Annotated in this window: 22 protein-coding genes, 1 tRNA gene and 2 pseudogenes; 11 read left to right on the top strand and 14 right to left on the bottom strand. The window is 69.1% G+C overall.

Annotated elements, in window-relative coordinates:
• Positions 1-141: 141 nt before the first annotated feature.
• The 3 genes from AC07DI_RS05780 to AC07DI_RS05770 form a co-directional block, all read right to left on the bottom strand.
• A complete protein-coding gene (locus tag AC07DI_RS05780; RefSeq protein WP_478902433.1) occupies positions 142-1,326 on the bottom strand; it encodes a methyltransferase domain-containing protein in 1,185 nt (394 codons plus the stop codon).
• Positions 1,327-1,811: 485 nt separating this feature from the next.
• On the bottom strand, positions 1,812-2,003 hold the full coding sequence (locus tag AC07DI_RS05775; protein ID WP_478902844.1) for a DUF397 domain-containing protein: 192 nt from the start codon (positions 2,001-2,003) through the stop codon (positions 1,812-1,814).
• 13 nt (positions 2,004-2,016) lie between these two features.
• Positions 2,017-2,868 carry a DUF5753 domain-containing protein gene (locus AC07DI_RS05770; RefSeq protein ID WP_478902432.1) on the bottom strand — a complete coding sequence of 284 codons (852 nt, stop codon included), beginning with the start codon at positions 2,866-2,868 and terminating at the stop codon, positions 2,017-2,019.
• A 354-nt stretch (positions 2,869-3,222) separates the two neighbouring features.
• On the opposite strand from AC07DI_RS05770, the gene AC07DI_RS05765 reads away from it, so the two are divergent.
• The gene (locus tag AC07DI_RS05765; RefSeq protein ID WP_478902431.1) at positions 3,223-3,576 is read left to right on the top strand and encodes an ATP-binding protein; all 354 of its coding nucleotides are present in this window, start codon (positions 3,223-3,225) and stop codon (positions 3,574-3,576) included.
• A 205-nt stretch (positions 3,577-3,781) separates the two neighbouring features.
• Positions 3,782-4,132: a hypothetical protein gene (locus tag AC07DI_RS05760; protein ID WP_478902430.1), complete on the top strand. Its 351-nt coding sequence runs from the start codon at positions 3,782-3,784 to the stop codon at positions 4,130-4,132.
• Positions 4,133-4,270: 138 nt separating this feature from the next.
• Here the strand turns inward: AC07DI_RS05760 and AC07DI_RS05755 are convergent.
• Positions 4,271-4,493, bottom strand: a pseudogene (locus tag AC07DI_RS05755) (hypothetical protein).
• Between the two features lie 405 nt (positions 4,494-4,898).
• Here AC07DI_RS05755 and AC07DI_RS05750 point away from each other — a divergent pair.
• Together AC07DI_RS05750 and AC07DI_RS05745 are read left to right on the top strand one after the other, a co-directional pair.
• Positions 4,899-5,468: a peptidase inhibitor family I36 protein gene (locus AC07DI_RS05750; RefSeq protein WP_478902428.1), complete on the top strand. Its 570-nt coding sequence runs from the start codon at positions 4,899-4,901 to the stop codon at positions 5,466-5,468.
• 97 nt (positions 5,469-5,565) lie between these two features.
• Complete coding sequence (locus AC07DI_RS05745) at positions 5,566-5,730, top strand: hypothetical protein (RefSeq protein ID WP_478902426.1); 165 nt, start codon at positions 5,566-5,568, stop codon at positions 5,728-5,730.
• Between the two features lie 153 nt (positions 5,731-5,883).
• Here the strand turns inward: AC07DI_RS05745 and AC07DI_RS05740 are convergent, their stop codons facing one another.
• The gene (locus AC07DI_RS05740) at positions 5,884-7,113 is read right to left on the bottom strand and encodes a helix-turn-helix domain-containing protein (protein WP_478902425.1); all 1,230 of its coding nucleotides are present in this window, start codon (positions 7,111-7,113) and stop codon (positions 5,884-5,886) included.
• 574 nt (positions 7,114-7,687) lie between these two features.
• On the opposite strand from AC07DI_RS05740, the gene AC07DI_RS05735 reads away from it, so the two are divergent.
• Both AC07DI_RS05735 and AC07DI_RS05730 read left to right on the top strand, forming a co-directional pair.
• Positions 7,688-9,091: an NAD(P)/FAD-dependent oxidoreductase gene (locus AC07DI_RS05735; RefSeq protein ID WP_384255514.1), complete on the top strand. Its 1,404-nt coding sequence runs from the start codon at positions 7,688-7,690 to the stop codon at positions 9,089-9,091.
• A 300-nt stretch (positions 9,092-9,391) separates the two neighbouring features.
• Positions 9,392-10,687 carry a class I SAM-dependent methyltransferase gene (locus AC07DI_RS05730; RefSeq protein WP_478902422.1) on the top strand — a complete coding sequence of 432 codons (1,296 nt, stop codon included), beginning with the start codon at positions 9,392-9,394 and terminating at the stop codon, positions 10,685-10,687.
• A 141-nt stretch (positions 10,688-10,828) separates the two neighbouring features.
• On the opposite strand, the gene AC07DI_RS05725 is transcribed toward AC07DI_RS05730, so the two are convergent.
• A complete protein-coding gene (locus AC07DI_RS05725) occupies positions 10,829-13,360 on the bottom strand; it encodes an ABC transporter permease (protein WP_478902420.1) in 2,532 nt (843 codons plus the stop codon).
• Positions 13,361-13,510: 150 nt separating this feature from the next.
• Positions 13,511-14,281 carry an ABC transporter ATP-binding protein gene (locus AC07DI_RS05720; protein ID WP_384255521.1) on the bottom strand — a complete coding sequence of 257 codons (771 nt, stop codon included), beginning with the start codon at positions 14,279-14,281 and terminating at the stop codon, positions 13,511-13,513.
• A gap of 394 nt (positions 14,282-14,675) precedes the next feature.
• Between AC07DI_RS05720 and AC07DI_RS05715 the strand changes: the two genes are divergently transcribed.
• Positions 14,676-14,758: transfer RNA gene (locus AC07DI_RS05715), tRNA-Leu, on the top strand.
• Positions 14,759-14,807: 49 nt separating this feature from the next.
• Here the strand turns inward: AC07DI_RS05715 and AC07DI_RS05710 are convergent.
• Positions 14,808-16,487, bottom strand: a complete 1,680-nt coding sequence (locus AC07DI_RS05710; protein WP_478902418.1) for an IclR family transcriptional regulator domain-containing protein — start codon at positions 16,485-16,487, stop codon at positions 14,808-14,810.
• Between the two features lie 124 nt (positions 16,488-16,611).
• Here AC07DI_RS05710 and AC07DI_RS05705 point away from each other — a divergent pair, with 124 nt between their 5' ends.
• The 3 genes from AC07DI_RS05705 (at position 16,612) to AC07DI_RS05695 (ending at position 20,233) form a co-directional block, all read left to right on the top strand.
• A complete protein-coding gene (locus AC07DI_RS05705; RefSeq protein WP_478902416.1) occupies positions 16,612-17,796 on the top strand; it encodes a 4-hydroxybenzoate 3-monooxygenase in 1,185 nt (394 codons plus the stop codon).
• Between the two features lie 87 nt (positions 17,797-17,883).
• Entirely contained in the window at positions 17,884-19,236 is a 1,353-nt protein-coding gene (locus AC07DI_RS05700) for an MFS transporter (RefSeq protein WP_478902415.1), read from the top strand.
• Positions 19,237-19,303: 67 nt separating this feature from the next.
• Positions 19,304-20,233 carry a Bax inhibitor-1/YccA family protein gene (locus tag AC07DI_RS05695; RefSeq protein ID WP_478902413.1) on the top strand — a complete coding sequence of 310 codons (930 nt, stop codon included), beginning with the start codon at positions 19,304-19,306 and terminating at the stop codon, positions 20,231-20,233.
• Between the two features lie 123 nt (positions 20,234-20,356).
• Here AC07DI_RS05695 and AC07DI_RS05690 read toward each other — a convergent pair whose 3' ends face one another.
• Positions 20,357-20,587: a DUF4287 domain-containing protein gene (locus AC07DI_RS05690; RefSeq protein WP_355807324.1), complete on the bottom strand. Its 231-nt coding sequence runs from the start codon at positions 20,585-20,587 to the stop codon at positions 20,357-20,359.
• 102 nt (positions 20,588-20,689) lie between these two features.
• Between AC07DI_RS05690 and AC07DI_RS05685 the strand changes: the two genes are divergently transcribed.
• Complete coding sequence (locus AC07DI_RS05685) at positions 20,690-21,001, top strand: hypothetical protein (RefSeq protein ID WP_384255533.1); 312 nt, start codon at positions 20,690-20,692, stop codon at positions 20,999-21,001.
• A gap of 60 nt (positions 21,002-21,061) precedes the next feature.
• On the opposite strand, the gene AC07DI_RS05680 is transcribed toward AC07DI_RS05685, so the two are convergent.
• The 5 genes and pseudogenes from AC07DI_RS05680 to AC07DI_RS05660 form a co-directional block, all read right to left on the bottom strand.
• Entirely contained in the window at positions 21,062-21,916 is an 855-nt protein-coding gene (locus AC07DI_RS05680; protein WP_478902411.1) for a hypothetical protein, read from the bottom strand.
• Between the two features lie 252 nt (positions 21,917-22,168).
• Positions 22,169-23,389 carry an acetyl-CoA C-acetyltransferase gene (locus tag AC07DI_RS05675; RefSeq protein WP_384255538.1) on the bottom strand — a complete coding sequence of 407 codons (1,221 nt, stop codon included), beginning with the start codon at positions 23,387-23,389 and terminating at the stop codon, positions 22,169-22,171.
• 236 nt (positions 23,390-23,625) lie between these two features.
• Positions 23,626-23,742: pseudogene (locus AC07DI_RS05670) on the bottom strand (DUF397 domain-containing protein); the annotation flags it as partial.
• Between the two features lie 54 nt (positions 23,743-23,796).
• Entirely contained in the window at positions 23,797-24,828 is a 1,032-nt protein-coding gene (locus AC07DI_RS05665; protein ID WP_478902409.1) for a hypothetical protein, read from the bottom strand.
• The gene (locus AC07DI_RS05660; RefSeq protein ID WP_478902408.1) at positions 24,825-25,490 is read right to left on the bottom strand and encodes a hypothetical protein; all 666 of its coding nucleotides are present in this window, start codon (positions 25,488-25,490) and stop codon (positions 24,825-24,827) included. Before AC07DI_RS05660 ends, AC07DI_RS05665 begins: the two co-directional genes overlap by 4 nt.
• Positions 25,491-25,497 lie beyond the last annotated feature (7 nt).

Genomic DNA, 25,497 nt, shown 5'->3' with positions numbered 1-25,497 from the left:
CTGCCAAGACGCTCGTGAGGCGGCCCCGGCTCCCCATACAGGGGGTCGGGACCGCGCTCTGTCGAGCGAGCGTTCTGGACCTGTAAGCGAACACATGAGCGACATTGTGGCGGGTGCTGAGGCCGTTCTCTGCGCGCATCCTTAAGCGAGGCGCCAGTCTGCGGCGGGGTCGTCCAGCCACACGGTTTGCCCTGTGGGGGTGGTCGTGAGGCCGAAGCGCGTATGGTCCGGACGGCCGTTATCGGCCCACCAGTCGTACGCGATGTGCGCGTCATCCCAGAGGCGCCGGTCGCCGCTCTGCCAGACGCGCGTGGTGTCGCCGTCCCGGAACATGACACACGCCCACGATCGGTCGCTGAGACTGTATAGCCAGACCGGTCGGGCGCCGTCACGCTTGTCCGCCACGGACATGATGCAGTTGGGGATGCGGAGGCCGTAGGCGAAGCGCTGGGCGCTGAACGGTGAGCCGCCGAGGAACTCGGCCTCGGTGAGCGTCGTTGCGGACTCGTCGCCGTCCGCCACGCCGCCTGGAACGTACTCGGCGTGGTCGACGAACGGTAGCCGTTGCGCGTGGAATTTCATGAACTCAACGGGCCCCGTGAAGCGACCCGAGGCGCTGCGGCCGTCCTTGGAGACGACCAGGCGGGCGACGGCATCACCCTTGCCAAAGTCTGTTCCCCACGGGGTGAGGATGATCCCGCCGGGCTGGGCCTGTTCAACCCACGCCCATGGAACATCGCTCCGCAGTCCGCAGGTCGCGATCACTCGGTCGTACGGGGAACGGTCGGGGTAGCCCTGTGTGCCGTCCCCCGTGACGGCTGCTACGGGGAGACTGAGGCGTTGCAGGGCCTTGTATGCGTTTTGGGCTGTGGCCGGGTCGATTTCGATGCTGGTCACGTTGTCGGCGCCGAGTCGGTGCGCGAGGAGAGCGGCGGTCCAGCCGGTCCCGGTGCCGATCTCCAAGACTTGGTGACCGGGTCTTACGGACAGGTCCCGGAGCATGGAGAACACCACGGACGGCATTGACGCCGAGCTGGTTGAGAGCGTGCCGGGTTGCGTTCCGGTGTGGTTGCCGTCGTCCCATTGCGTGACGATGGGTACGTCGCTGTCCGCGTAGGTGTGCCACTGCTCGGGGGCCTCTGTGCGGGACACGGGGACGCTGCGGCCCGCGGCCATGTCGAACGGCCACATGAGGTCGGGCAGGAACGCGGAGCGGGGCACGGCGGTGAATGCCGGGACCCAATCGGCTGTGAGGGCCCCGCCGGCCATGAGGGCGCGGCCGAGCTCGGTGCGGCTTGCGCGTGTTGCGGAGGCGCCGGTCGTCACGGGATGGCCTTGGGCTTGGGCGGATTGGGGACGCCCGGCCCGCCGTCGGGGGAGGGGGGATCTTGGGGGCCGGGCCAGGGCTCGCCCGGTACTCCGCCTTTGTCTGTCTGTGTCACTGCGAGTGTCTGCATGTCTGTCGCCTTCCCAAGGTCTTGGGGAGTTGCACGAGAGCGTGTTCGGAGGGCGGTGGACGCCCGTTTGCGTCGAGGTGCGCTTGGTGATTGCCCCCCCGCCTGCGGCGTGGGCACCGATAGCTGGCGGGGGGCAACCCTGTGCGCTCCCCTCAACCGGCGCAAGGAGGAGGGGAGTTGCGTGCCGCGGTAGCCCGTTACGGCGACGCGCTTCCGACGGTAGCGGTAGCTATGAATCCGTATCAACAGTTTGACGTCTAACGAGTGAGACGGCATATGCCATTGTTTGATACGAGACGCCAACGGCCCCCTGTCCGTGCGGACAGAGGGCCGTGTGTCTGGCGTGCCGGTGGTCTAGATCAGGTGATCGAACTCGCCGGCCTTGGCGCCCCTGAGGAAGGTGAGGAGCTTCTCGGGGGTCGTTTCGACGACCGTATCGGGGTTGTCGCTCTCTCGCAGATGTACCGATTCGCCCACACGCTTCAGCTCAAGGCAGTTGCCCTCTGCGTCTGTCGAAAACGACGACTTAAGCCACTGATTTTCCACTATTCCCACGCCTTCATGCTTGTTTTGCGATTTCGCGGATGAAGTCGCGCGACCGCACCGGGTCGAGTGACTTCGTTTCGGTCCGATCCAGCACAGCCCGGTAGTTGGCGAGACGCGTCTCAGCGTCGAAGAACGCGGGGCCGGTTGGGGTGTCGGTCTGCACGGTGTCGAGTTGCGCCACTGACCCGTACGCATACAGTGTCGACGATCCGGCGTTCGGAAAACCACCGACGGCGAAGGGGATGACCCGCACGGTCACGTTGTCCCGCTCGGATTCGCTGATCAGGTAGTCGAGTTGGGCCTGTGCGATCTGGCGCCCGCCGAACTCCATACGAAGAGCGGCTTCGTGAATGAGGAACGTGCACCTTGGTGGCGTCGCGCGGTCGAGGACGTCGCGGCGCTTCAGCCGGTGTGAGAGTCGGCGGCGGTGGTCTGCGGGGCTCAGGGGTGGCACGGCCTCGGCGAAGACGGCGCGTGCGTAGTCCTCGGTCTGGAGCAGGCCGGGCATGTGCATCATCTGAACTGCTCGCAGAGCGACGGCGTGGTGCTCAAGCTCGGCGAGGTCAAGAGCGCCGGCGGAGAGTTCGCCGCGGTAGTCCTCCCACCAGCCCTTGCCTCGCTCTTCCGCCATGGCGGCGAGGGCGTCGATGTACTCGGCGTCGGGGCAGTCGTACTGACTTGCCCAGGCGCGTACGCGCTCACCGCTTACGCCGAAGCGTCCGCTCTCGGTGTTGCTGATGGTGGTGCGGTCGGTACTGAGCAGGGCGGCGGCCTCTGCGAGTGACAGTCCGGCATGCTCCCGGATCTTCTTCAGTTCGGTACCCAACCGGCGTTGCCGTGCGGTCGGTGCCTTCCTTGGCGGCATCGGGTCCCCTCCTGCTGTTGGCACTCAGTGTGGCCCGTCGCCATCCAGGTATCTACCGCGTTCATCTGTTGAGTCGTTTGGGTACAACTAGTGAGACGTACGCGCTACGGTCTGTCGCAGCATCACGCCGTACGCCAGTAATCCCGCAGCGCCAACCGCTCACGCATGCCTAGAACCTCCTGTGTGATCTTGGGAGGCGGTCAAGCCACGGTGGCAGGCGGCGCGCGTTACAACCGCTTGGGAGACGACGAAATGCCTACAGCCCTAGCACCCCCCGCCCGGCCTTCTCCGCCCCCGCCCACAACCCCCGAGTCGTATCTTTTGGTCGCGGGCAACCGACCGAACGCCCCCGCAGTGCTCCGGAACCTCGTCGTGACGGTTCTCCGCTCGACTGGACACGAGCGCCTCGCCGAGGTTGCGCGGCTCTTGACCAGCGAGATCGTCACCAACGTGTACCGGCACACGAAGACTCCCGCGGTGCACGTCGAGGTACTGGTCGCCCCAACTCAGGTGCGTGTGAACGTCCGCGACAACGACCCGCGATACCGATCCATGCCACCCGAAGTAGCCGACGGCGAGGGCGGGCTCGGTCTGTTTGTCGTCGGCGAGTTCGCCGACTCCTGGGGGATCACGCACTTCGGTGGCCTGACTCCAACCGGCAAAGCTGTGTGGTTCTGCCTTGTCGAGGATGGAAAGAGGGCCCCGTGATCCGGCCAAGCATGGTGCACGTGTCGGGGAATCGGACCGATGGCATACCGGATGAGCTTTGGTTGCACTTCGACATGGGGCACCTGGTCGAGCTGCCTCATGAACTGGCGCGGTGCATCACCTATCAACTCGCCGACCGTGTCGGCCTGTTAGTCATGCCCCGATCCAGCTCGCCGGAGGGGGACAGGTGAACATGGACCGCGTCATGTGGGGCGCAATCATTCTGTCCGTCTCGCTCGCGCTCCTCGCGCTCCTCGCGCTCCTCGCGCTCCTCGCGCTCCTGGCGATCTACGCGTCGATGCCGAGTCCGCACCGTGCAGTGACACCCCCGCCGCTCAACCAGGACGGCTACACCTACACCTGCTACTGCTACAGCGCTCCGGTACGCGTGCTGATTCAGACGCCGCGCAGCTCCACCCGCGCGGGCGGGCGTAGGCGCCGTGCTCGACGCTGCGCCTGGTCCATTCGCCGCCGCGTCCGCCCGATACCCGACGTCTCTCACGTGGGGGCGGGCGGCGGCGGAAGGGGAGCGGTTCCCGTGTCTGTGGCCGTATAGGTCCACTGGCACGGTGATTCCCTGAGAGGACCCCCCGGGCGGGAGCGGCCCCCGGGGGGTCCTTTCGTCTTCTGTCTTCTGCACAAACGACAGAACGCCCCCCGCGACGGCCATGCTTGGCCGTCGCGGGGGGCGTTCTCATGATCGGGCGGCGAGCTGCCACAGAGCACACGGCGAGGCCGCAAAGGGCGACCAGGGCGACGAGCGACGGGAGCGGCCACCGTGCCCGTTCGAGGGCGTCGAGGCGGGTCTCGTGGTCGGCGATGGCGCGGTCGGTCTGCTCGCCTCGCTGGACGAGCAGGGCGAGGGAGCCGTCGACGCGGGTGAAACCCGTTTCCATCGTGCCTCTGAGCTTTTCCAGCTCGACGGCGACGGCGACGGCGACGGCGAGGCCTGGAGGTGGCGCACCTGCTCGCGGTCGCCTTCGTCGATGGGGCGAGCCACGCTGATACTCACCTCATTCCGAAAGTCAGTTGCTCAAAAGGGCCTCAACTCGGTTTGTAGTCCTGCGATTTCATAACGCATTGCACGCTATACGCCTCCGAACTCGTATGGCCGTGGGTGCGCGTCCATAACATGCATTGGGCGTTGCGCTGGCCGGTGTACCCGGACGCTCCTAACGTCAAGGGCGTTGATGATTTTGAAGGTTGTTGAATAGTACGAAACCGCATCACCTGCTGGGGGTGATCACGTGCCGAGTGAACGGGCCCTAAACGTCCTGGTTAAGATCACTTGCGAAGTTGATTCCGCCTGATTGGAAAGTGCGTTGCGCAAGGCAAAGTTCATAACCGTCCCCCTCGCCGCTGCTGCGGTTCTGAGCATGATGGGCGCGGCTCCTGCTGGAGCTGAGCAGCAAGCAGGCAGTGGGCGGAGCGCGCTTCAGGCGGATATCGATCAACAGCTGCGTGACTACCCCGGTGGCGTTCAGGTCAGCGACAATGCGGTCTCGTATGAGGGTGGCAAGGCAGTCGTGGTCTTCCCGAACCCGGGGGAGGATGAGGCTCCCGACGGCCTGGGTGATGGTGTGCGCACGGTGAAGGCGGCAAGCACCGGGCTCCTCATGAACGCGCAGGCGCCGGCCATGGCCGGCGCCACCGTGAACGGCTGCCCGAAGGGCTGGACCGAGAGCGGCCGTTGGTACTGCTTCTACGCCGATAAGAACTTCAAGGGGCGGCGCCTTCAGTTCAATGAGACGACTGCGGGGATCGCCAGAGATAACGGGTTCGACAACCAGGCATCGTCCTGGGTGAACACCAACGAGCATGCCTCCAATAAATGGTTGGCCATGGACAAGGTCAGCACGAAGGGCGGGTCCGGCCACCTGTGGACCATGTGAGCCAACTCGAAGTCAAGCTAAGTCGGAAACAAGGCCAATGACCGGATGTCGGGCTGGTGCATGACCGGTTATTGCGGCTAGTAGGTAGGATGGCGCCATGAAGCAATGGAGTGATGTGAACGGCACGCGCTGGAAGCGCACTTGTTGGATGCTGCTCATCGGCTACACCGTCGGTGTGGTTGCCTTCTATGGTGCCTCCGCGCTCTCGGATGATGGTCCGCACGAAGGGACGACCCTGGGGCAGGTCTTCACTGGTAAGTGAATATCTCGCTCTGCGCCCCTCGCTACGAGGGGCGCTCGCTGTGCCCGTGCTTGACGGAGGTTGTGTGGGCGGGTGAAGGGGCAAGGCCCCTGAGGGCCCCGCCCCCTCGTCGCGGGTGCTACGGGCCGAATATGAAACTGAGGAATACCACCCTTATCCGTCGAGGTGGAAGCGGTCTGACATGCGGCGCAGCTTCTCGCGGGTGGAGGCTCGTTCGGCGTGGACGATGCTGCGCAGTGTTGACCGGGCGATGGGATGGTTGCGGATGAGCTGGGGCGCGATGCCCTCGGCGGTCTCCAGTTCCTTCAGTGCCTTGTCGCGGTTTCCGTCCCACAACCAGGCACGGGCGATGTCCATGTGGTGGTGCCCCTGGCGGGATTTGGGGAGTGCGGAGACCAGGTCGTGGGACGTGCGCCGGTTTATGGCGAGTGCCTTGCGCTGCTCGCGCATTTCAAGTGCGACGCTGATCGCGTGGATCTGGACGTTGCCGGGTGAGAACGTGAGCGAATGTCGGTCGTACACGGGCGGGCCTGCGTACTCGCCCAACCGTTCGGCGGCGGTCTTGGCGAGTCCGATGCGGTCGTCGGCCTCTGCGGTGCGCCCGCCCCGCGCCGCTGAGACGGCGGCGCGTAGTTGGAGTGATCCCCATGCGCGGATGGCGAGCGGCTCGCCCTGATCGAATCCCTGCTGCACGCTGCCGATGGCGCGGTCGGACAGGGCGACGGCGTCCTCCCAATCCGCGGTTGCCCACATGTCCCATACGCGCATCCAGTCGGCCACGGCGGGCATGACGGAGTCGTCGGACAGACGCGCGGACCAAGCCGCGCGCTCACAGGCCATGGCGACCAACTCGGGGTGCCCGAGGGCATGCGCTGCGGTGTGAGCGAACTTGCAGCACACGGCGTAGATGGCGAACGCTTCCTCGCGTTCGTGGCCGGTGGAGACTTCGGCGAGGGCGCGAGCCTCGCGGAAGAGGTCGGGCAGGATTTGCATGATCGCCACGTTCGCCGCGGCATCGCGCAGACGGTGCAGTCGCGTCGTTTCCTGCCAGAGTTGCCCGGAGGTTCGCGGGGTGCCGTCGAAGACCGGGGCAAGGTCGTAGCGGCGCATCTCGCGCAGGATGGAGGACGCCGCGACCTGCCACAGATTTTCGTCCGGCGAGCTGTTGTAGGGGCGCCCGATCAGGTCGTTGGGGTGCACGTGCAGCTCTGCGGCAACTTGGTTGAGCAGGCCGATGTGGTCGAGTTCGATCAGGCCGCGTTCCATCTTGGAGACCCAGCCCTGGGTCTTCTTGAGGGCGGTGGCAAGGTCGGCCTGTGGCATTCCGAGGCGGAGGCGAGCGCGCCGGACGCGTCGGCCGATCTCCTCGGCTTCCTCCAACATCAGCGCGCGCCCCCCCTTGCTGCGAAGGGCCGACGGTTTGCAAGCGTTCGGCGTGGCATCCGTGCTCCGTCCGTCGGCTCATAGCCACGACGGTACAGAGCAGACACGAGGTGTGGGGTCGAGGAAGTCCTCTTGCCCCAGGGCCTGGCTCGACCGGTGCTCAGGTGTGCGCCTGAGCAGGCCCTGTACCGTCTGAGCGGTCGCCAGAGGGGTCCAGAGGCGCTCCGGCGACACTCCGTCGGGAAAGTTCGTGAAGTTCTTCACAAGGAAAACGGCCCTGTTGGGCGAGGTTCAGGGGCGATGGGCGTCCGAGCGGGGCTCCGAGGGGTCCCGGAGCGCGTGGCCGGACGGCTTCGCGGGTGGGAACCGGGCGGGGCGCCGGGCGTTGGTCCAGTCCGGGCCGGAGCCTCGGAGCACAGCTCACAAGGGGTGGACAACGACTCGCGAGGCGACGTGGTTCCCTCGCGGCGCCATGACCTCCGTCACGTGGGCGGCGAAGTGTAGCAGAGGGTCTGTGCATGCTTGTGAAGGGGCGCACGAGCAACCCCCGTCCGGCGGGTGGATACTCGATGGCATGAGCACCACGGAGCGTCCCAGGATCCTCGTAGTAGGCGGTGGGTACGTAGGCCTGTACGCAGCTCGGCGCATTCTCAAGAAGATGCGCTTCGGAGAGGCGACCGTCACGGTCGTCGACCCCCGGTCGTACATGACCTACCAGCCTTTCCTCCCCGAAGCCGCCGCAGGCAGCATCTCGCCTCGGCATGTCGTCGTACCGCTGCGACGCGTACTGCCGAGGGCCGAGGTCCTCACCGGCCGGGTCACCACCATCGACCAGGACCGCAAGGTGGCCACGATCGCGCCGCTCGTCGGCGAGGCGTACGAGCTGCCCTTCGACTACCTCGTCATCGCGATGGGCGCGGTCTCCCGCACCTTCCCGATCCCCGGCCTCGCCGAGCAGGGCATCGGCATGAAGGGCATCGAGGAGGCCATCGGCCTGCGCAACCACGTCCTCGAGCAGCTGGACAAGGCCGACTCCACGACAGACGAGGAGGTCCGCCGCAAGGCGTTGACCTTCGTCTTCGTCGGCGGTGGCTTCGCGGGTGCGGAGACCATCGGTGAGGTCGAGGACATGGCCCGCGACGCGGCCAAGTACTACAACAACGTGAAGCGCGAGGACATGCGCTTCGTGCTGGTCGACGTCGCCGACAAGATCCTCCCCGAGGTCGGCCCGAAGCTCGGTGCCTACGGCAAGGAGCACCTCGAAGGCCGCGGCGTCGAGGTCTACCTGAAGACCGGCATGGACTCCTGCGTGGACGGCCACGTGGTCCTCAACAACGGCCTCGAGGTCGACTCCAACACGATCGTGTGGACCGCGGGCGTCAAGCCGAACCCGGCGCTGTCCCGCTTCGGTCTGCCGCTCGGCCCGCGCGGCCACGTGGACACCCAGACGACGCTCCAGGTGCAGGGCACTGACTACATCTGGGCCGCGGGCGACAACGCCCAGGTGCCGGACGTGGTCGGCCGCAAGGCCGGCAACGAGAACGCCTGGTGCCCGCCGAACGCCCAGCACGCGCTGCGCCAGGCCAAGGTCCTCGGCGACAACGTGATCTCCGGCATGCGGGGCTTCCCGCAGAAGGAGTACAGCCACGCCAACAAGGGTGCGGTCGCCGGCCTCGGCCTGCACAAGGGCGTCGCGATGATCGTCATGGGCAAGATGAAGATCAAGCTCAAGGGCCGTCTCGCCTGGTACATGCACCGCGCGTACCACGGCATGGCGATGCCGACGTTCAACCGCAAGATCCGCGTCTTCGCGGACTGGACGCTCGGCATGTTCCTCAAGCGCGAGGTCGTCTCGCTCGGCGCCATGGAGACGCCGCGCGAGGAGTTCTACGAGGCGGCCAAGCCCGCCCCGAAGCCGCAGGCCGCGGCCGAGCCCGCCCCGGCGGTCAAGGCCGAGGAGAAGGCCAAGGCCTCCTGACCCCGCGTCGCTGATCCACCCCGAAGGGGGCCGCCCGCCATCCGTGGTGCGGGCGGCCCCCTTCGGCGTACCCGGAGGGGGAGGGCCGTGGACGGAGGCCGCGCCCGGCAGCCGCGCCCGGGAGTCGAGGGCCGGAGGCAGGTAGATGGGATGGGCATCTATTTTGCCGTACCGTGACGCCGCAACGGGACTGCGCCCGGGGGCCTTTGGTGTTTACGTGGTGTTGGACCGTCCCCGGGACCCGCCTGCCCGAACTCCGACTCCGTCGGGGCGAAGGAGGCCCATTCGGAGGTGTGCGTCATGCAGGACGCCGCACTGCGGCTGAAGAATCTCGCCGAGCAGCTCATCGGAGCCCCGCTGCCCGTGCGTATCCGCGCCTGGGACGGGTCGGAGGCGGGCCCGCCGGGCGCCCCCGTCCTCGTCGTGCGGAGCCGCCGGGCCCTGAGACATCTGCTCTGGAAGCCGGGCGAGCTGGGCCTGGCCCGCGCCTGGGTGGCCGGCGACCTGGACGTCGACGGCGATCTGTACGCGGCCCTCGACCTGATGGCGGAGTTCATCTGGGAGCGGGGCGACGACGCCAGGGGCCTGCGGGAGTCGCTGCGCGATCCGAAGGTCCGCGCCGCCGCCCGCTCCCTGTTCGCCCTCTCCGCGCCCTTCCTGCCGCCGTCCCCGCCGCCCGAGGAGATGCGCAGGCACGGCAGGCTCCACCGGCACACCAAGGGCAGCGACCGGCAGGCCATCAGCCACCACTACGACGTCGGCAACGACTTCTACGAGCTGGTCCTCGGCCCCTCGATGGTCTACTCCTGCGCGTACTGGGAGTCGCCCGAGAGCACCTTGGAGGGCGCCCAGCGCGACAAGCTCGAACTCGTGGCGCGCAAGCTCGCCCTCAAACCCGGCATGCGCCTGCTCGACGTCGGCTGCGGCTGGGGCTCCATGGCGATCCACGCGGCCCGCGAGCACGGCGTCAGTGTCGTCGGCGTGACCCTCTCGCAGGAGCAGGCCGCCTACGCCAGGAAGCGGATCGCCGAGGAGGGGCTGACGGACCGCATCGAGATCCGCGTACAGGACTACCGCGACGTGCGCGACGGGCCCTACGACGCCATCAGCTCCATCGGCATGGCCGAACACGTCGGCGCCGAACGCTACCTGGAGTACGCGCACGACCTGTACGCCCTCCTCAAGCCCGGCGGACGGCTGCTCAACCACCAGATCGCACGGCGCCCGCAGGCGGACGAGTCCGCGTACAGCGTGGACGAGTTCATCGACGCGTACGTCTTCCCCGACGGGGAGCTCGCGCCCGTGGGCAGCACGGTCGCGCTCCTGGAGCGGGCAGGTTTCGAGGTCCGCGACCTGGAGGCCATCCGCGAGCACTACGCCCTCACGCTGCGCCGCTGGGTCGCGAACCTGGAGGCGCACTGGGCCGAGGGCCAGCGCCTCACCTCACCGGGCCGCGCCCGCATCTGGCGTCTCTACATGGCAGCATCCGCCCTGGCCTTCGAACGCAACCGCATCGGCGTGAACCAGGTCCTTGCGGTGAAGACGCCGGAGGAGGGGGCTTCGGAGATGCCGCTGCGTGCCAGATCCTGGCGATAGCAACCAGCAGGCCCGGCGAGTGGTTCCAGCCCGTCCGGCGTTTGAGGACGAGCCGCGCAGCGGCGATACGCCGGACACCCGAAGGGCCCTGGACGAGTTTCCTCGTCCAGGGCCCAAGAACGGTCCCCCCTAGCGGGAGCGCTACTCGCTCTTGATGGCCATCAGCGGATTCAGCCGCGCCGCGCTGCGGGCCGGCCACATCGCCGCGAGGACGCCGACCAGGGCCGCGAGGGCCAGGAAGAGCGCGATGCGGGCGTACGGGACCTCCATGGCGTACGTCGTCATCGAGTCGCGGATGCTGGTGCCCACGGCCCAGCCCATGAAGACGCCGAGACCGATGCCGAGCACCGCGCCGAACAGCGAGATGATGACCGCTTCGAGGCGCACCATCTGCTTGACCTTCGCGCGGTCGAGGCCGATGGCCCGCAACATGCCGATCTCGTGCTTCCGCTCGAAGACCGACATGGCCAGGGTGTTGATGACACCGAGCACCGCGATCAGGATGGCCATCCCCAGGAGGCCGTACAGCATGTTGAGGATCATGTTGATGCCGCCCGCGACCTGGTTGCTGATCGCGGCCTTGTCCTGGACGGTGATGGCGGGGTTGTCGCCCAGGGCGTCGATGATGGCGTTCTCGGCCTTGTCGGAGGTGCCGTCCTTCATCTTCACGAGCACCTGCTTGTCGACGACCTTGTCGAGGTGCGGGTCGACGACGGAGGTGGGCGCGACGACGCCGCTGAGCATCTCGTTGCCCTCGTAGACCCCGGCGACCTTCAGCTTGACCGTCTTGTGGTCGGCGTCGAACTTCAGCGGGAAGGTGTCGCCCGCCTTCAGGCCCTTGTCCTTGGCGGCGTCCTCGTCGATGAGCGCGCCGCCGGCCGCGAGGCCGTCCACCGAGCCGCTGGTGAAGTCCGGACCGACCAGCTTGCCGAAGGTCTTCGGGTCGACGCCGGAGACGGTGGACCAGCTGCCGTCGACCTCGCCGTCCGCGGTGCGCAGCGGGGTGGTCGCCTCGACCTCGGGGAGCTTGTCCAGCTTCCCGCGGACCTCGGGGGTCAGCGACTCGAAGTTCGCCATCGAGACGCTGTAGTCGGCCTTCAGGTAACCGGCCGCCATCTTGTTGATGGCGCTGCTCATGGAGGTCGCGATGACCGTCATCGCCGTGATGAGGGTGAGGCCGATCATCAGGGCGGAGGCGGTGGAGGCGGTGCGGCGCGGGTTGCGGACCGAGTTGAGGCGGGACAGCTTGCCGGTGACGCCGAACGTCTTCAGGAGCGGCGCGGAGGCGGCGATGAACGGGCGGGACAGCAGCGGGGTGAGGACGATGACGCCGACGAGGATGACGCCCGCGCCCCCGGCCATCACGTAGTTGTCGTCGTTGAAGAACAGCACCATGCCGAGGGCGACGATGACCGAACCGATGGTGTTGCGGATGACCAGGCCGCGCGTCGTCGGCGTCGCGTGAACGCTGTTCATGGCGGCGACCGGCGGGATCCTGGCGGCGCGGCGGCCCGGCAGCCAGGCGGCCAGCATGGTCACGACCACACCGATCAGGAGCGCGGCGAGCACGGTCGTCGGGCCGATGACGAGCGGTCCGTCGGGCAGCGAGGCGCCGCCGGAGTTCATCAGGGCCTCCAGGCCCACGGCCACGCCGATGCCGAGCGCGAAGCCCGCCACGGCGGCGACCAGACCGACGAGGAACGCCTCGATGAGCACGGAGCGCGTCACCTGCCTGCGCGAGGCGCCGACGGCCCGCATCAGGGCCAGTTCCTTGGTGCGCTGGGCGACCAGCATGGTGAAGGTGTTGGCGATGATGAAGATGCCGACGAAGAGTGCGATGCCGGCGAAGATCAGCAGGACCTGGCTCATCGAGCTGGTCCCGCGCTCGATCATGTCGTCCTGCTGCGACTTGAGCTCGCCGCCCGTCATCAGCGAGGAGTCCTTCGGCGAGATCTTCTCGACCGCGCTCTTCAGGGCCGCCTCGGAGGTGCCGGCGGCCGCCTTCACGTCGATCTCGTCGTAACCGGACTTGTTGAGCGCCTTGAACGCGGTCTTGTTGTCGAAGACCACCATGCTGCCGCCCGCGACCACGCTGCCGTCGTCGGTGTCGAAGACGCCGCTGACCTTGGCGGTACGCACCGGTCCGTCGGTGGAGTAGCGGACGCTGTCGCCCACTGTGAAGCCGGTGCGCTCGGCGGTCCTGCTGTCCAGGGCGATCTCGCCGCCGGACTTCGGGGCGGCGCCCGCGGTGAAGGCGTAGCGCGGGTCCTTGCCGTCCTTGCCCGGGTAGTAGTTGGTGCCGGTGGTGCCCCACTCGCCGCCGACCAGCTTGCCGTCCTTGTCGGCGAGGGCGGTGAAGCCGGAGACGGACCCGATGGCGGAGTCCGCGCCGGGCAGCTCCCGGGTCTTCTTGAGGAGGGAGTCGGTGAGCCTGGAGCGCTGCTCGCCGCCTTCGTCCGAGGAGCTGCCTTCGTCCGAGGAGCTGCCGTCTGACTGGACGGCCACGGAGACGTGGTCGAAGCTCTTCGCCGACTTGTTCTTGTAGGCGTTGCCGAAGGTGTCGGTGAAGACCAGGGTGCCGGAGACGAAGGCGACGCCGAGCATGACGGCGAGCACGGTCATCAGCAGCCGCGCTTTGTGCGCCATTACGTTGCGCAGGGCGGTACGGAACATGGGTGTGAGTCCTGGGTCAAGTGAGAGGGGGGAGCCCCGCAGGGGCCTCCCAGGGGCGCGGGGAACTGCGACAAGCCACGAACGGCCCGCAGCCCCGACGGATGCCGGGCCTCGACGGCGGTGGGGGACCACCCGAGGCCGAGCCACGAACTAGCTGGTCCGACCCTTCGCGTCGAAGTGCTTCATCCGGTCGAGCACCCCGTCCGCCGTGGGACCGTGCATCTCGTCGACGACCCGCCCGTCCGCGAGGAAGATCACGCGGTCCGCGTACGAGGCGGCCACCGGGTCGTGGGTGACCATCACGACGGTCTGGCCGAGGTCGCGCACGGAGTTGCGCAGGAAGCCGAGGACCTCGGCGCCCGAGCGCGAGTCGAGGTTTCCGGTCGGCTCGTCACCGAAGATGATCTCCGGCTGGGAGGCGAGCGCGCGGGCCACGGCGACGCGCTGCTGCTGGCCGCCGGAGAGCTCGGTGGGCCGGTGGCTGAGGCGCCCGGAGAGGCCGACCATCTCGATGACCTGCTCGACCCACTGCTTGTTCGGCTTGCGGCCCGCGATGTCCATCGGCAGCGTGATGTTCTCCAGGGCCGTCAGGGTCGGCAGCAGGTTGAACGCCTGGAAGATGAAGCCGATCTTGTCCCGGCGGAGCTTGGTGAGCTGCTTGTCCTTGAGCGTGGACAGCTCCGTGTCGCCTATGCGTACGGAGCCGGAGCTGAAGGAGTCCAGACCCGCGACGCAGTGCATCAGGGTCGACTTGCCGGAGCCCGAGGGACCCATGATCGCGGTGAACTCGCCCTGCCCGAAGTCGACGGACACCCGGTCCAGGGCGACCACCTGGGTCTCGCCCTGTCCGTACACCTTGGAGAGATCCGTGGCACGCGCCGCCACGGAGGTGGCGCGGGTGGCGAAGGGGGTGGTGGTCACGGGGCGGTGCTCCTGTCGGTACGACGAGTGGGGACGTACTCCATCGTCCTGGCCGATCAGCGCCCTGAAGTCACCCGCTGATCCGGTTCCGGGGGCCCTCTCCAGTCGGACTTGAGGACGTCCTGTCATACCTGGGGATGACAGGTGTCCCCGATGCGGAAAGGGGGTGAAAGCGGGGACGGGAACGTCAGGGCGGCTAAATTCCGTCATTCCGTGCAGAGGCCCACGAGACCGGCCGGGGCCGGGGAAAGGCCTCCGGCAAGTACCGATGGACTGTGCCGAGGACTGATGCACCCTCAGACGTCAATAAAATAAGACAACATCGGTCCGTCCCTCCGCTGTTCGAGGGACGCCTCCCGATAGGGTCGAAGCCTCGACGCGGAGCCCATGGCCTGCCCGGATGGTGGAATGCAGACACGGCGAGCTTAAACCTCGCTGCCCCTCGGGGGCGTGCCGGTTCGAGTCCGGCTCCGGGCACTTCCGCTGCGTCAGTTCCCTTGCCGCGCAACCCCGTTGGCGGGTTCTCCTAAAGCATCCGCACGCTGTTGAAGCGGGCCGCCGTGTGCAGATCGGCCTCGATCGCCGCCGCGGTCTCGCGCAGCGCGGGGAGCAGGGCGTCGCGCGTCGCGGCCAGGGGGCCCGCGCCGGCGTGCTGCGCGACGTTCAGTGCCGCGACGACCCTTCCCCGCGCGTCCCGCACCGGCACGGCGACCGAGCGCAGGCCCTCCTCCAGCTCCTCGTCGGCGGTGGCGTGGCCCTCGGCGGCGACCCGGCCGAGGAGCCGGGCGAGCTCGCCGGGGTCCGTCAGAGTCCGCGCGGTGAGGGCGCGCGGCGGTGCGGCCCGCAGGAGCCGGGCGCGTTCCGCTTCCGGGAGCCCGGCGAGGAGGACCCGGCCCATGGCGGTGGCGTACGCGGGGAAGCGGGTGCCGACCGTGATGTGCACGCTCATGACCCGCACCGACGCCGCCCGCGCGACGTACAGGATGTCCGTCCCGTCCAGGACCGTGACGGAAGCCGACTGGCGCACCCGGTCCGTCAGGTCGCGCAGATGCGGCTCGGCGAGCTCGGCGAAGGTGAGCCGGGACAGGGCGGCGTGGCCCAGCTCCAGGATGCGGGGGAGCGGGCGGTACAGGCGCCCGTCGTGGGCCGCGTATCCGGCCAGCTCCAGGGTGCGCAGACAGCGCCGCGCGGTGGCCCTCGGCAACCCCGTGGCCGCCGCGAGCGCGGTGAGCGGCAGGCCGTCGCCCCTGGCCTCGCCGAGGGCGCGCAGCACGGTGAGGCCGCGGGCGAGCGACTGCAGGAACCCGGCGCCCAGGTCGGCCTTGGCGCCCAGGTCGGCCTTGGCGGCGAGGGTGGTGCTGGTGCTGGCGGTGGCGGTGGTGCTGTCGGTGGCAGTGCCCGCGCCCGCGCCCAGGTCCGCGCCCCCCGCCTCCCCCAGCACCGCCAGCCGCTCCGCCTCCGCGCGCAGTCGCGGCAGTACCGCGTCGGCGAGGCCCTCCGCCGTGTGTCTGCTGGTGTGGCTCACCGCCGAGAGGGCGTATCGGATCCGGCCCGAGGCGTCGCGCACCGGGACCGCCACCGCGATCAGCCCCGGCTCGATCAACTGGTCGTCCAGGGCCCAGCCCGTCTCGCGGGAGCGTGCCACCCGGGCGGCGAGATCCGGCAGGCCCCTCGGCGCGGGCCCCGGCGGCAGTGCGGGGAAGGCGTCCTCCGCGGGCCCGGCCGCGGCGCGGGCCCGCCACGCCGCCCACCGCTCCTCGTCCCACGCGTCCGCGAACAGCGCGCCGGGCGCGCACCGCTCGGGCGGCAGCAGGTCGCCGATGCGGAAGGCGACCGACATCGCGCGGCGCCGCGCGGCCTGCGTCACGAAGCGCACCCCGTCGCCGTCGGGCACCGCGAGGGACACCGACTCGTCGAGCTCGTCCGCGAGCCGGGCGGTGCGCGCCGCGACCTCGCCGGTCAGGCCGCTGGCTGCGAGGTAGGCGTTGCCGAGCTCCATGAGGCGGGGGGCGAGATGGAGCTCCTGGCCGCGGACGCGGACATAGCCGAGGCGCTCCAGCGTCGCCACGACCCGGTCGACCGTCGAGCGGGCCAGGCCCGTCGCGCGCACGAGGTCGCTCGCGCGCATTCGCCCGGGACCCGGCGGCGCGAGGGCCCGCAACACGGCGAGACCGCGCTCCAGGGGACGTACGGACTCTTCGGACACGGCGCCGCTCCTCGCATCAGGTGCCGCACGACCGTTGACAGCGCGGAGTCGCGGCCCGAGACTCCCGGCAGCACATTATGAACGAAAGTTCACCAGGCGAACAAGGGTAGAGGGGATCGGGCGAGTGAGGCGCACCACCGTCGGGATCATCGGAGCCGGACCGGCCGGGCTGCTCCTCGCCCGCCTGCTGCACAACGCAGGCATCGACTCCGTCGTCCTGGAGAGCCGCGACCGCGCCTACGTGGAACAGCGCCAGCGCGCCGGGATCCTGGAGCAGGGCACCGTCGACGTCCTGCGCGAGGCGGGAGCGGCGGCCCGCATGGACCGCGAGGGCCTGGCGCACAACGGCATCGAGCTGCGCTTCGACCGGCGCAGGCACCGCGTCGACTTCCCGGCGCTGACCGGCGGCAAATCCGTCATGGTCTACGCGCAGACCGAGGTCTGCAAGGACCTGATCGCCCTTCAGCTGGACGACGGCGGGCCGCTGCTCTTCGGGGCGGAGGCGCTGGAGGTGACGGGCGCCGACACCGGGAGCCCGCGCGTGCGCTACCGGCACGAGGGGCGCGAGCAGACCCTGGCATGCGACTACGTGGTGGGCTGCGACGGCCACTGGGGCGTGGCCCGCCGCGCCGTGCCCGAAGGGCTCTCCAGGACCTTCGAGCGCACGTACCCCTACGGCTGGCTCGGCATCCTCGCCGACGTACCGCCCTCCCACGACGAGCTGGTCTACGCCCGCCACGACCGCGGCTTCGCCCTCCTCTCCATGCGCTCGCCGACCGTCACGCGCGCGTACTTGCAGGTTCCGGGCGACACGGTGGCGACGGACTGGACCCACGACCGGATCTGGGACGAGCTCGACCGCCGCCTGGAGACCGACGACCCGGCCTGGACGCTGCGGCGCGGGCCCGTGACCGCCGTCTCCGTCACGCCCATGCGCAGCTACGTCCACGAACCCATGCGGCACGGCAGGCTCTTCCTCGCCGGGGACGCCGCGCACATCGTCCCGCCGACCGGCGCGAAGGGCCTGAACCTCGCGGTCGGCGACGTCGTCACGTTCGCCCGCGCGCTGATCCGGTACCGCGACAAGGGCGACCCGAGCCGCCTCGACGCGTACTCCGAGACCTGCCTGCGCCGCGTCTGGCAGGCCGAGCGCTTCTCCTGCGCGATGACGTCGCTGCTCCACCGCGCCCCCGACGCCACCCCCTTCGACGACCGCCTCAAGATCGCGGGGCTCGACCGGATCACCACCGCGCGCTCCGCAGAGACCGACCTCGCGGAGGCCTACACCGGCTTCCCCCTGGACCACTGAGAACCGCGCCCGCACCCCGCCCGCACCACGGAGAACCACCCCCGAACCACAGAGGACCACGACCGGACCACAAGGAAGAGCCCCCCCGTGAACCCTCCCGAGCGCACCTTCCGATCCGTCGCGCCCGTCATCGCCCTGTGCTGGCTGGTCGTCTTCTTCGACGGCATGGACGTCAACATCTACGGCGCAGTGCTCCCGCACCTCGTCGACGACCCCGACCTCGGCTTCACCGCCTCCACCGCGGGCACCATCGGCTCCTGGACCACCTTCGGCATGCTCATCGGCGCCCTCGGCTGCGGCACCCTCACCGACTGGGCCGGACGCAAGCCGATGGTGGCGGGCAGCGTCGTCCTCTTCTCGCTGGGCTCCGCGCTCTGCGCGCTCGCGCCGAGCGCCGCGGCCTTCGGCGCCGGGCGGTTCGTCTCCGGGCTCGGACTCGGCGGGCTCATGCCGATCGGGCTCGCGATGGTCGCCGAGTTCGCGCCGCCGCGCAGGGCCGCGCTCGCCACCGGCCTCATGATGACCTCGTACCACGCGGGCGGCATGACGGCGACGGGCCTCGGGCTCGCGCTCGGCCCCGACCACGGCTGGCGCGTCGTCTTCTGGACCGGCGTGGTCCCCGCCCTCGTCGCCGTGCCGCTGGTGTGGAAGTGGCTGCCCGAGTCGCCGGGCGTCCTGCTCGCCAAGGGACGGGGCCGGGAGGCGGCGGCGGTCGCCGAGCGCTACCGGCTGCCGGTCCCGAGCCCCGCCGAAGCCCCCGGGGCCGGGGTACGGGGCAGCGTCACGGCCGTCGCCGCGCTCTTCACCCCGGGCCGCCGCCTCGCGACCCCGCTCCTGTGGCTCGCCTCCTTCGCCGGGCTGCTCCTGGTGTACGGCGTCTCCACCTGGCTCCCGGAGCTCATGCGCGCCTCCGGCTACTCCCTCTCCTCCTCCGTCACCTTCCTCATGGTGATCAACGCGGGCGGCATCGTCGGCCTGCTGGCCGCCGGGCGCACCGCCGACCGCTTCGGGCCGTTCAAGGTCTCCGCGATCTGGTTCCTGCTCACCGCGTGCGGCGCCTTCCTGCTCAAGGCCCAGCTGCCCCTCGGTGTCGCCTACGGCGTCGTCTTCGTCACCGGCATCTGGCTCTTCTCCGCGCAGGTCATGGTGTACGCGGCCGCTCCCTCGCTCTATCCGCAGGCGCAGCGCGCCACAGCGCTCGGCTGGGTCGCGGGCGTCGGGCGCACCGGGGCGGTGGTGGGGCCCTGGCTGGGCGGGGCGGTGGTCGAGGACGGCAACGCCTCGCTCGGCTTCACCACCTTCGCGGTCGCCGCGGTCCTCGGCGCCGTCGCGATCTCACTGGTGGCACTCGTGCGGGGGAACGGTTCCGATCCGGGAACAGTGCGGGCGATGCCACGCGTTCTCGGTCACGGAGGGGGAAAGATCCTCCCCAAGCACTAGGTCCATCCTTTTGCCTACGCATTACTCTTGAGGCAAAGCCACACACGGTGGCCCATGGAGGAGTGAAATGAGGAGCAGTAACCCGGTCTTCTCGCGACGGGGGTTCAGCCGCGACAACGGCTACGCGGGCTTCGGCCAGCAGCCGCAGGCCGGGGGACCCGCAGCCGCGACCCAGACCCAGCAGGGCAACCCGTACGTGCAGGGCAATCCGTACGCCGGAGGCCAGCAGGCCCCGGGCAACCCGTACGCCACCAACCCGTACGCCCAGCAGGACGTGCAGTACGGCGCGCCCCAGGCCCCGGTGACCACCGCCGGCCGCATGACGATGGACGACGTCGTCATGCGTACGGCGACCACGCTCGGCACGCTCGTGGTCACGGCCGCGCTCGCCTGGGCGCTGCTGCCGGTGGACGACGCCAACATCAGCAAGTCGTACGGCATCGCCGTGGGCGCCGGTCTGATCGCGATGGTCATCGGCCTCGTGCAGGCCTTCAAGCGCAAGGCCTCGCCCGCGCTGATCGTGACGTACGCCGCCCTTGAGGGTGTCTTCCTCGGCGTCGTCTCCAGCGTCGTCGACAACCGCATCGCGAGCGGCGCGGCCATGCAGGCCGTCCTTGGCACGATGGCCGTCTTCATCGGCGTCCTCGTGGCGTACAAGGCGGGCTGGATCCGCGTCAACCGCCGCTTCTACGGCTTCGTGATGGCCGCGGCGATGGGCTTCCTGCTGCTGACCGCCGTGAACCTGCTGTTCATGGTCTTCGGCGGCGGTGACGGCCTCGGCTTCCGCAGCGGCGGCCTCGGCATCGTCTTCGGCATCGTCGGCATCCTGCTCGGCGCGTGCTTCCTGGCCCTGGACTTCAAGCAGGTCGAGGACGGCATCGCGTACGGCGCGCCGAAGGAAGAGGCCTGGCTCGCCGCGTTCGGTCTGACGATGACGCTCGTCTGGATCTACATGGAGTTCCTGCGCCTGATCGCGATCTTCTCGGGCAACGACTGAGTCGATTCGCATCAGTGACGGCCGAAGGGCCCGCGGACCGGAGACGGTCCGCGGGCCCTTCGCCTTTGTACGTGAGGAGGTGCGTGTGAGGGGTGTTGCGTGTGAGGGGTGTGGATGGGGGACTCAGAGCAGTTTGCGAGCGGCCCGCCTGAGGTCGTACTCGTGGATGATCGCCTTCGCGTGGCCGTACGCGAGGTTGTGCTCGGCGCGGAGCCAGCTGACCTTCTCCTCGAAGCGGAAGAGAGAGGGGCCTTCGTCCACGGCGCGCAGCCAGTCGGACACTTCACGACCGGTGCATTGGGGGATTCGGGCGAGCAGGTTGCGGTGGGTCTCCTCGGAGAAGACTTGGGACATCGGCGCCTCCGGACGCGTCGCGATGTGTTCCGTCCTTCACGCCACCGTGCCTGAGCGCCGGGGCGTTGGCAACAGTCCCGTAAAGGCACATAGGGTCGCGGGGTGCTCGATACGACGCCTTTGACAGCCGCAGTGGACCATTTCGCCGACCGTCTGCGGGCCGCGCCGCAGAGCCGCCTGCAGCGCGGGGCCGCGACCGAAGCGCTCGCTCTGGCCAGGGAGTTGGCGGTGCGCGCACAGCGCATCGAGACGCCGGACGCGGAGCCGCGGGAGATGCCGGACGCGGGGATGTTCGCCGCGGCCGACCAGATCACCGTCGCGGGGCGCGATCTCGCCCTCGTCCTGACGGACCCCCAGGAGCTGGCGCATGCGCTGGAACTGGTGGCCCAGGCGCAGAAGCGGGCCGGCGTGTAGGCGCCGGCCGCGGGGTCTGCGGGGTCTGCGGGGTCTGCGGGGTCCGCGAAAGACAGGTGCTCAGACCGACGCGATGACGCGGTCGGCCAGGATGTAGATGTTCTCGGTGCCGCACTCGAAGGTCAGGGCGTACGCCCCGGAGATCCCGGAGCCGCCGAGCAGGAACGGGGTCTTACCCTCGCGCAGGGCCGCCGCGAGGAGCTCCGCGGTCTCGCGGTGGCCGGGCGTCATGCACAGCGTCGTACCGTCCGCGAAGACGTACACGTCCAGGGTGCCCAGCGGGCCAGGGCGGACGTCGGCGAGGGCGGTGCGGGCCTGGGCCAGCTCCTCCAGGCACGCGACCGTGCGCTCGTGGTCGCCGTGCCCCTCGGGCGCGGGCGTCTGCACCGGCACGAAGTCAGGGTGCGAGGGGTGACGGCGCCGGGCGGCGGCAAGCTCCGGGGAGTCCCCGGCGAACTCGTCGGTGCCCACCGGGTCGGCGAAAGGCTCGGTGACCGGTTCGAGACTCTCGGCCTCAAGGCCCGCGAAGTCCGCCTGGCGCGGCAGGAACAGCTCGTCGGCGATGCCCTCGGGCAGGCCGGAGAGGTCGGAGAGCCCGCTGAGCAGCGGTCCGTCGGAGCCCTCGCGGGCCTCCTGGGCGGCCCAGAAGGCGCGGGCCTCGGCGAGCTCGCGCTCCCGCTCCTCGGCGAGGGCCTCGGTCACGGCCGCGCGTATCTCGTCGGTGTCCACCGTGGTGCGGGCGGCCGGCACCGTGGGGTGCGGACCGCTCGCGGCACGGCTGTCGGCCAGTTCGGCGTGCAGGGCTGTGATCTCGGCGAGCTGCTTCCGCAGGCCGTGCACCGCGTGCAGGGCAGCGGCGCCCACGGCCGTGGCAGCGGCCGTGGAGAGCAGCAGGGCAAGAGGCAAGGCGCTCACTGACGTACTCCCGGTTTCAAGTCGACCCCCGACTTCCTACATCAGCTTGAAGCCTGCACGATCCACCTGTCAGTGCATTACGTCACGAATTGGACAGGCCTTTGGACCCGGTGGCTACCCCCGGACCGGCCCTGAGCTGCGCCTATACGGCTCCCCCAGGAGATAGGTCACATCCTGGGGGAGATTGGGTCACGAAGTGATGCAGGGACTGAGAGTCATCAGTGGGAACTGTGTGTCGACGAAAGTGGCGACTCAGCTGAGGCGTTCGATGACCATCGCCATGCCCTGGCCGCCGCCGACGCACATCGTCTCCAGGCCGAACTGCTTGTCGTGGAACTGGAGGCTGTTGATGAGCGTGCCGGTGATGCGGGCGCCGGTCATGCCGAAGGGGTGGCCGACGGCGATGGCGCCGCCGTTGACGTTGAGCTTGTCGAGCGGGATGTTCAGCTCGCGGTAGGAGGGGATCACCTGGGCGGCGAAGGCCTCGTTGATCTCGAAGAGGTCGATGTCGTCGACGGTGAGACCGGCGCGGGACAGGGCCTGCTTCGACGCCTCCACGGGGCCGAGGCCCATGATCTCGGGGGAGAGGCCGGTGACGCCGGTGGAGACGATGCGGGCGAGCGGGGTCAGGCCGAGCTCGCGGGCCTTGGTGTCGCTCATGATCACGAGGGCGGCGGCGCCGTCGTTCAGGGGGCAGCAGTTGCCCGCGGTGACGAGGCCGTCGGGGCGGAAGACGGGCTTGAGGCCCTGGACGCCCTCCATGGTGACGCCCGCGCGGGGCCCGTCGTCCTTGCTGACGACGGTGCCGTCCGGGGTGGTGACCGGCGTGATCTCCCGCTCCCAGAAGCCGTTCTTGATGGCTTCCTCGGCGAGGTTCTGCGAGCGGACGCCGAACTCGTCCATGTCCTTGCGGGTGATGCCCTTGGCGCGGGCGAGGTTCTCCGCGGTCTGGCCCATCGCGATGTACGCGTCCGGGATCAGACCGTCCTCGCGCGGGTCGTGCCAGGTGCTGCCCTCGGTCTTCGCGACGGCCTCGGTGCGGGCCTCCGCGTCGGCGAAGAGGGGGTTGTGGGTGTCGGGAAGCCCGTCGCTGGTCCCCTTGACGCTCCGCGACACCATCTCGACGCCGGCGGAGATGAAGACGTCGCCCTCGCCCGCCTTGATGGCGTGCAGGGCCATGCGGGAGGTCTGCAGCGAGGACGAGCAGTACCGGGTGATGGTGCAGCCCGGGAGGTGGTCCATGCCCATCTGCACGGCGACGATGCGGCCGAGGTTGTGGCCCTGCTCGCCGCCGGGCAGCCCACAGCCCAGCATCAGGTCGTCGATGTCCTTCGGGTCGAGCTCGGGGACCTTGGCCAGGGCGGCCTCGATGATGGTCGCGGTCAGGTCGTCCGGCCGCAGATCCTTCAGCGAGCCCTTGAAGGCGCGGCCGATCGGGGTACGGGCGGCGGAGACGATCACGGCTTCGGGCATCAGGCGCTCCAGTGGCGAGGGGCAGGCTGGACTGTCATGACTCACTGGGAAGTTACCTGCACGTAATGGGGTGGGTCATCGGGTGGGGGGTGTGACTCGGGCCGCATTTCTAAGCGGGCGCTCAGACCGCGGGGCCGTGAACGGAATCGGCACCTTTGCTCGGGCCCCCGGGTGGACCACTCAGGGGCGCGGGGAACGGCGCGACAAGCCCCCACCGGGCGGCAGGTGAGCCGTGGCTACGCCCCCACTACACCTTCCACGAAGTGGTCGAACTCGCCCGCCTGTACGCCGAGTACGAAGGCGTCCCACTTCTTGCGGGTGGTCGTGACGATGTTGTCCGGGTCGCTCATGTCGGTGTCCGGGTTCCCTGTTTGGTCGTGGTCGTGGTCGCGGTCTGCGGTATGTGGTCAGCGGTTGACGGACTGGATTTCGCGTACGACTACGTCCTGCGTCGTGCCGAACTCACCGGGGGGCAGGTCGCCGCCCGGTTCAGTGGTGCTCTTCCAAGTGACCCGCCACGTGATGGTGGCCCCGAGTTCGTAGGGGGTGTCTGCGGAGGAGCGCAGGTAGCGCACGCCGCACGGCGGGTCCGTGTCCCCCGGAGTTCCCTTGGCGCGGGGCGTGCCGATCCGGCCGTCGTCCCCGATCGGGCACTCGCCGGATGACGGGTACGTCTCGGCGTCCGACGTTTTCGGGTCGAGCTTCAGGGAGACGGGCTCGGCGGTCGTCGTCGCGGAGAGGCCCGTTCCCGGCAGGCTCGCGGTCACCGAGATCTTCTTGAACTTGGCCTTGTCCAGCCACACCCAGGTCGGCAGATTGACCTTCGTCTCGCCCTCGGGTGCCATCTTGATCTCTGTGTCGGGGACCGGGATCTGGCCGTAGGCGTACTCGGCGAGGACCTTGGGGGAAACGGCGAGCGGCTCCTCGGGCGGCTTGCCCTTGGGCACCCAGAACGGCATCCTGTCGCAGGCCTGGGCCTCTGGTTCGTCCTTGCGCTTCTCGTCGACCGCCGCCGCCCAGAACTGTCCCTCGCCCTGCTTGTCGAGGTTGTAGTTCTTGTAGGGGTGGCCCTCCTTGAAGTACGAGTCGAAGATCCCGCCGACGAGGTCACCGATGTTGAGGACCCCGATCTGGCGGATCGCCTTGACCGTGGCCTGGATCTCCTTCGGGGAGTACGCCGGTTCGTACCAGCAGGCGGGCGGGTCCCAGTTGCTGTTGGCAGGGGTGAGCGTGCCGGTCTTCGCGGACCGGGGGCTGCCGCCTTCGACCGTCGTCCGGACCTTTGTCTCGACGGTGAGGTGCTGGTCCTGGCGATCACCTTTCGCACTGCCTAGGGCGGCGCCGGGATTCTTGCCGCGGGCATGCGCAGGGGCGACAGTCACCATCACTGCCAGGACGAGGCCGGAAACGATCAGGGTGCGGGGCTGGGTCCGCTTCACCGCCGGCACTTCTCCGACCTCTCATCCGAGACGATGCGGGCCGCCTGCCATACGCCCTGCGAGTTCTTCTCCATACGGGAGTTGTAGAAGGTGAAGTCGTTCGAGTCGCCCGAATCGCCCGATCTGTCGACCTTGCCGGTCTTGCGGTCCTTGCTGTAGGCCTTCGTGTCGTCGCCGCAGTACGTCACCGCGGCGGCATCTCCCTTGAGCAAGGTGACCTCACGGTTGAAGTACCGGGTTTCGCCGACCCACGTCGTGTTGGCCTTGTAGAACGACTCGACGTACCGACCCGCACTGAGAAGGGCGTCGCCCTTCGAGTAGAACTTCAGTGCAGGGTGGTCCTCGCCACGGACGGTGATGGCCTCGTCGATGGAATCGAGCATCCGCTGGTGATCGGCGAGCACCGCATCCTTCTTCGGATCCCCGGTCCTGCCCCCCTCGAAGACGTTCTTCACGTCCTTCGGCAGCTTGATCTCCGGGCGGTCGATCCCGTCATCAGATGACTTCGGAGTCGGCGACTCCTTCTTCTTGCCACCTGAGTCCGAGTCGGCGCCCGCGATCTTGTCGTTGGAGTCGCCGTCACCCCCTCCGCACGCCGAGAGCGAGAGGACCGCGGCAGCAGTCAGGGCGGCCGCTGCGAGCAGGGTGGGGCGGCGGTTCACGTTCAGC

It is taken from the genome of Streptomyces sp. NPDC044106 (genome assembly GCF_056433985.1).
The sequence above is the reverse complement of the archived record's forward strand: the minus strand, read 5'-3'. Positions and strand labels throughout refer to the sequence as shown.

Excerpts from the sequence above, each read along its gene's own strand:
- AC07DI_RS05740 (WP_478902425.1), bottom strand. The coding sequence starts at position 7,113 with ATGTTGGAGGAAGCCGAGGAGATCGGCCGACGCGTCCGGCGCGCTCGC.
- AC07DI_RS05760 (WP_478902430.1), top strand. The coding sequence starts at position 3,782 with ATGTGGGGCGCAATCATTCTGTCCGTCTCGCTCGCGCTCCTCGCGCTC.
- AC07DI_RS05725 (WP_478902420.1), bottom strand. The coding sequence starts at position 13,360 with ATGTTCCGTACCGCCCTGCGCAACGTAATGGCGCACAAAGCGCGGCTG.
- AC07DI_RS05735 (WP_384255514.1), top strand. The coding sequence starts at position 7,688 with ATGAGCACCACGGAGCGTCCCAGGATCCTCGTAGTAGGCGGTGGGTAC.
- AC07DI_RS05675 (WP_384255538.1), bottom strand. The coding sequence starts at position 23,389 with ATGCCCGAAGCCGTGATCGTCTCCGCCGCCCGTACCCCGATCGGCCGC.
- AC07DI_RS05730 (WP_478902422.1), top strand. The coding sequence starts at position 9,392 with ATGCAGGACGCCGCACTGCGGCTGAAGAATCTCGCCGAGCAGCTCATC.
- AC07DI_RS05690 (WP_355807324.1), bottom strand. The coding sequence starts at position 20,587 with ATGTCCCAAGTCTTCTCCGAGGAGACCCACCGCAACCTGCTCGCCCGA.
- AC07DI_RS05745 (WP_478902426.1), top strand. The coding sequence starts at position 5,566 with ATGAAGCAATGGAGTGATGTGAACGGCACGCGCTGGAAGCGCACTTGT.
- AC07DI_RS05695 (WP_478902413.1), top strand. The coding sequence starts at position 19,304 with ATGAGGAGCAGTAACCCGGTCTTCTCGCGACGGGGGTTCAGCCGCGAC.
- AC07DI_RS05770 (WP_478902432.1), bottom strand. The coding sequence starts at position 2,868 with ATGCCGCCAAGGAAGGCACCGACCGCACGGCAACGCCGGTTGGGTACC.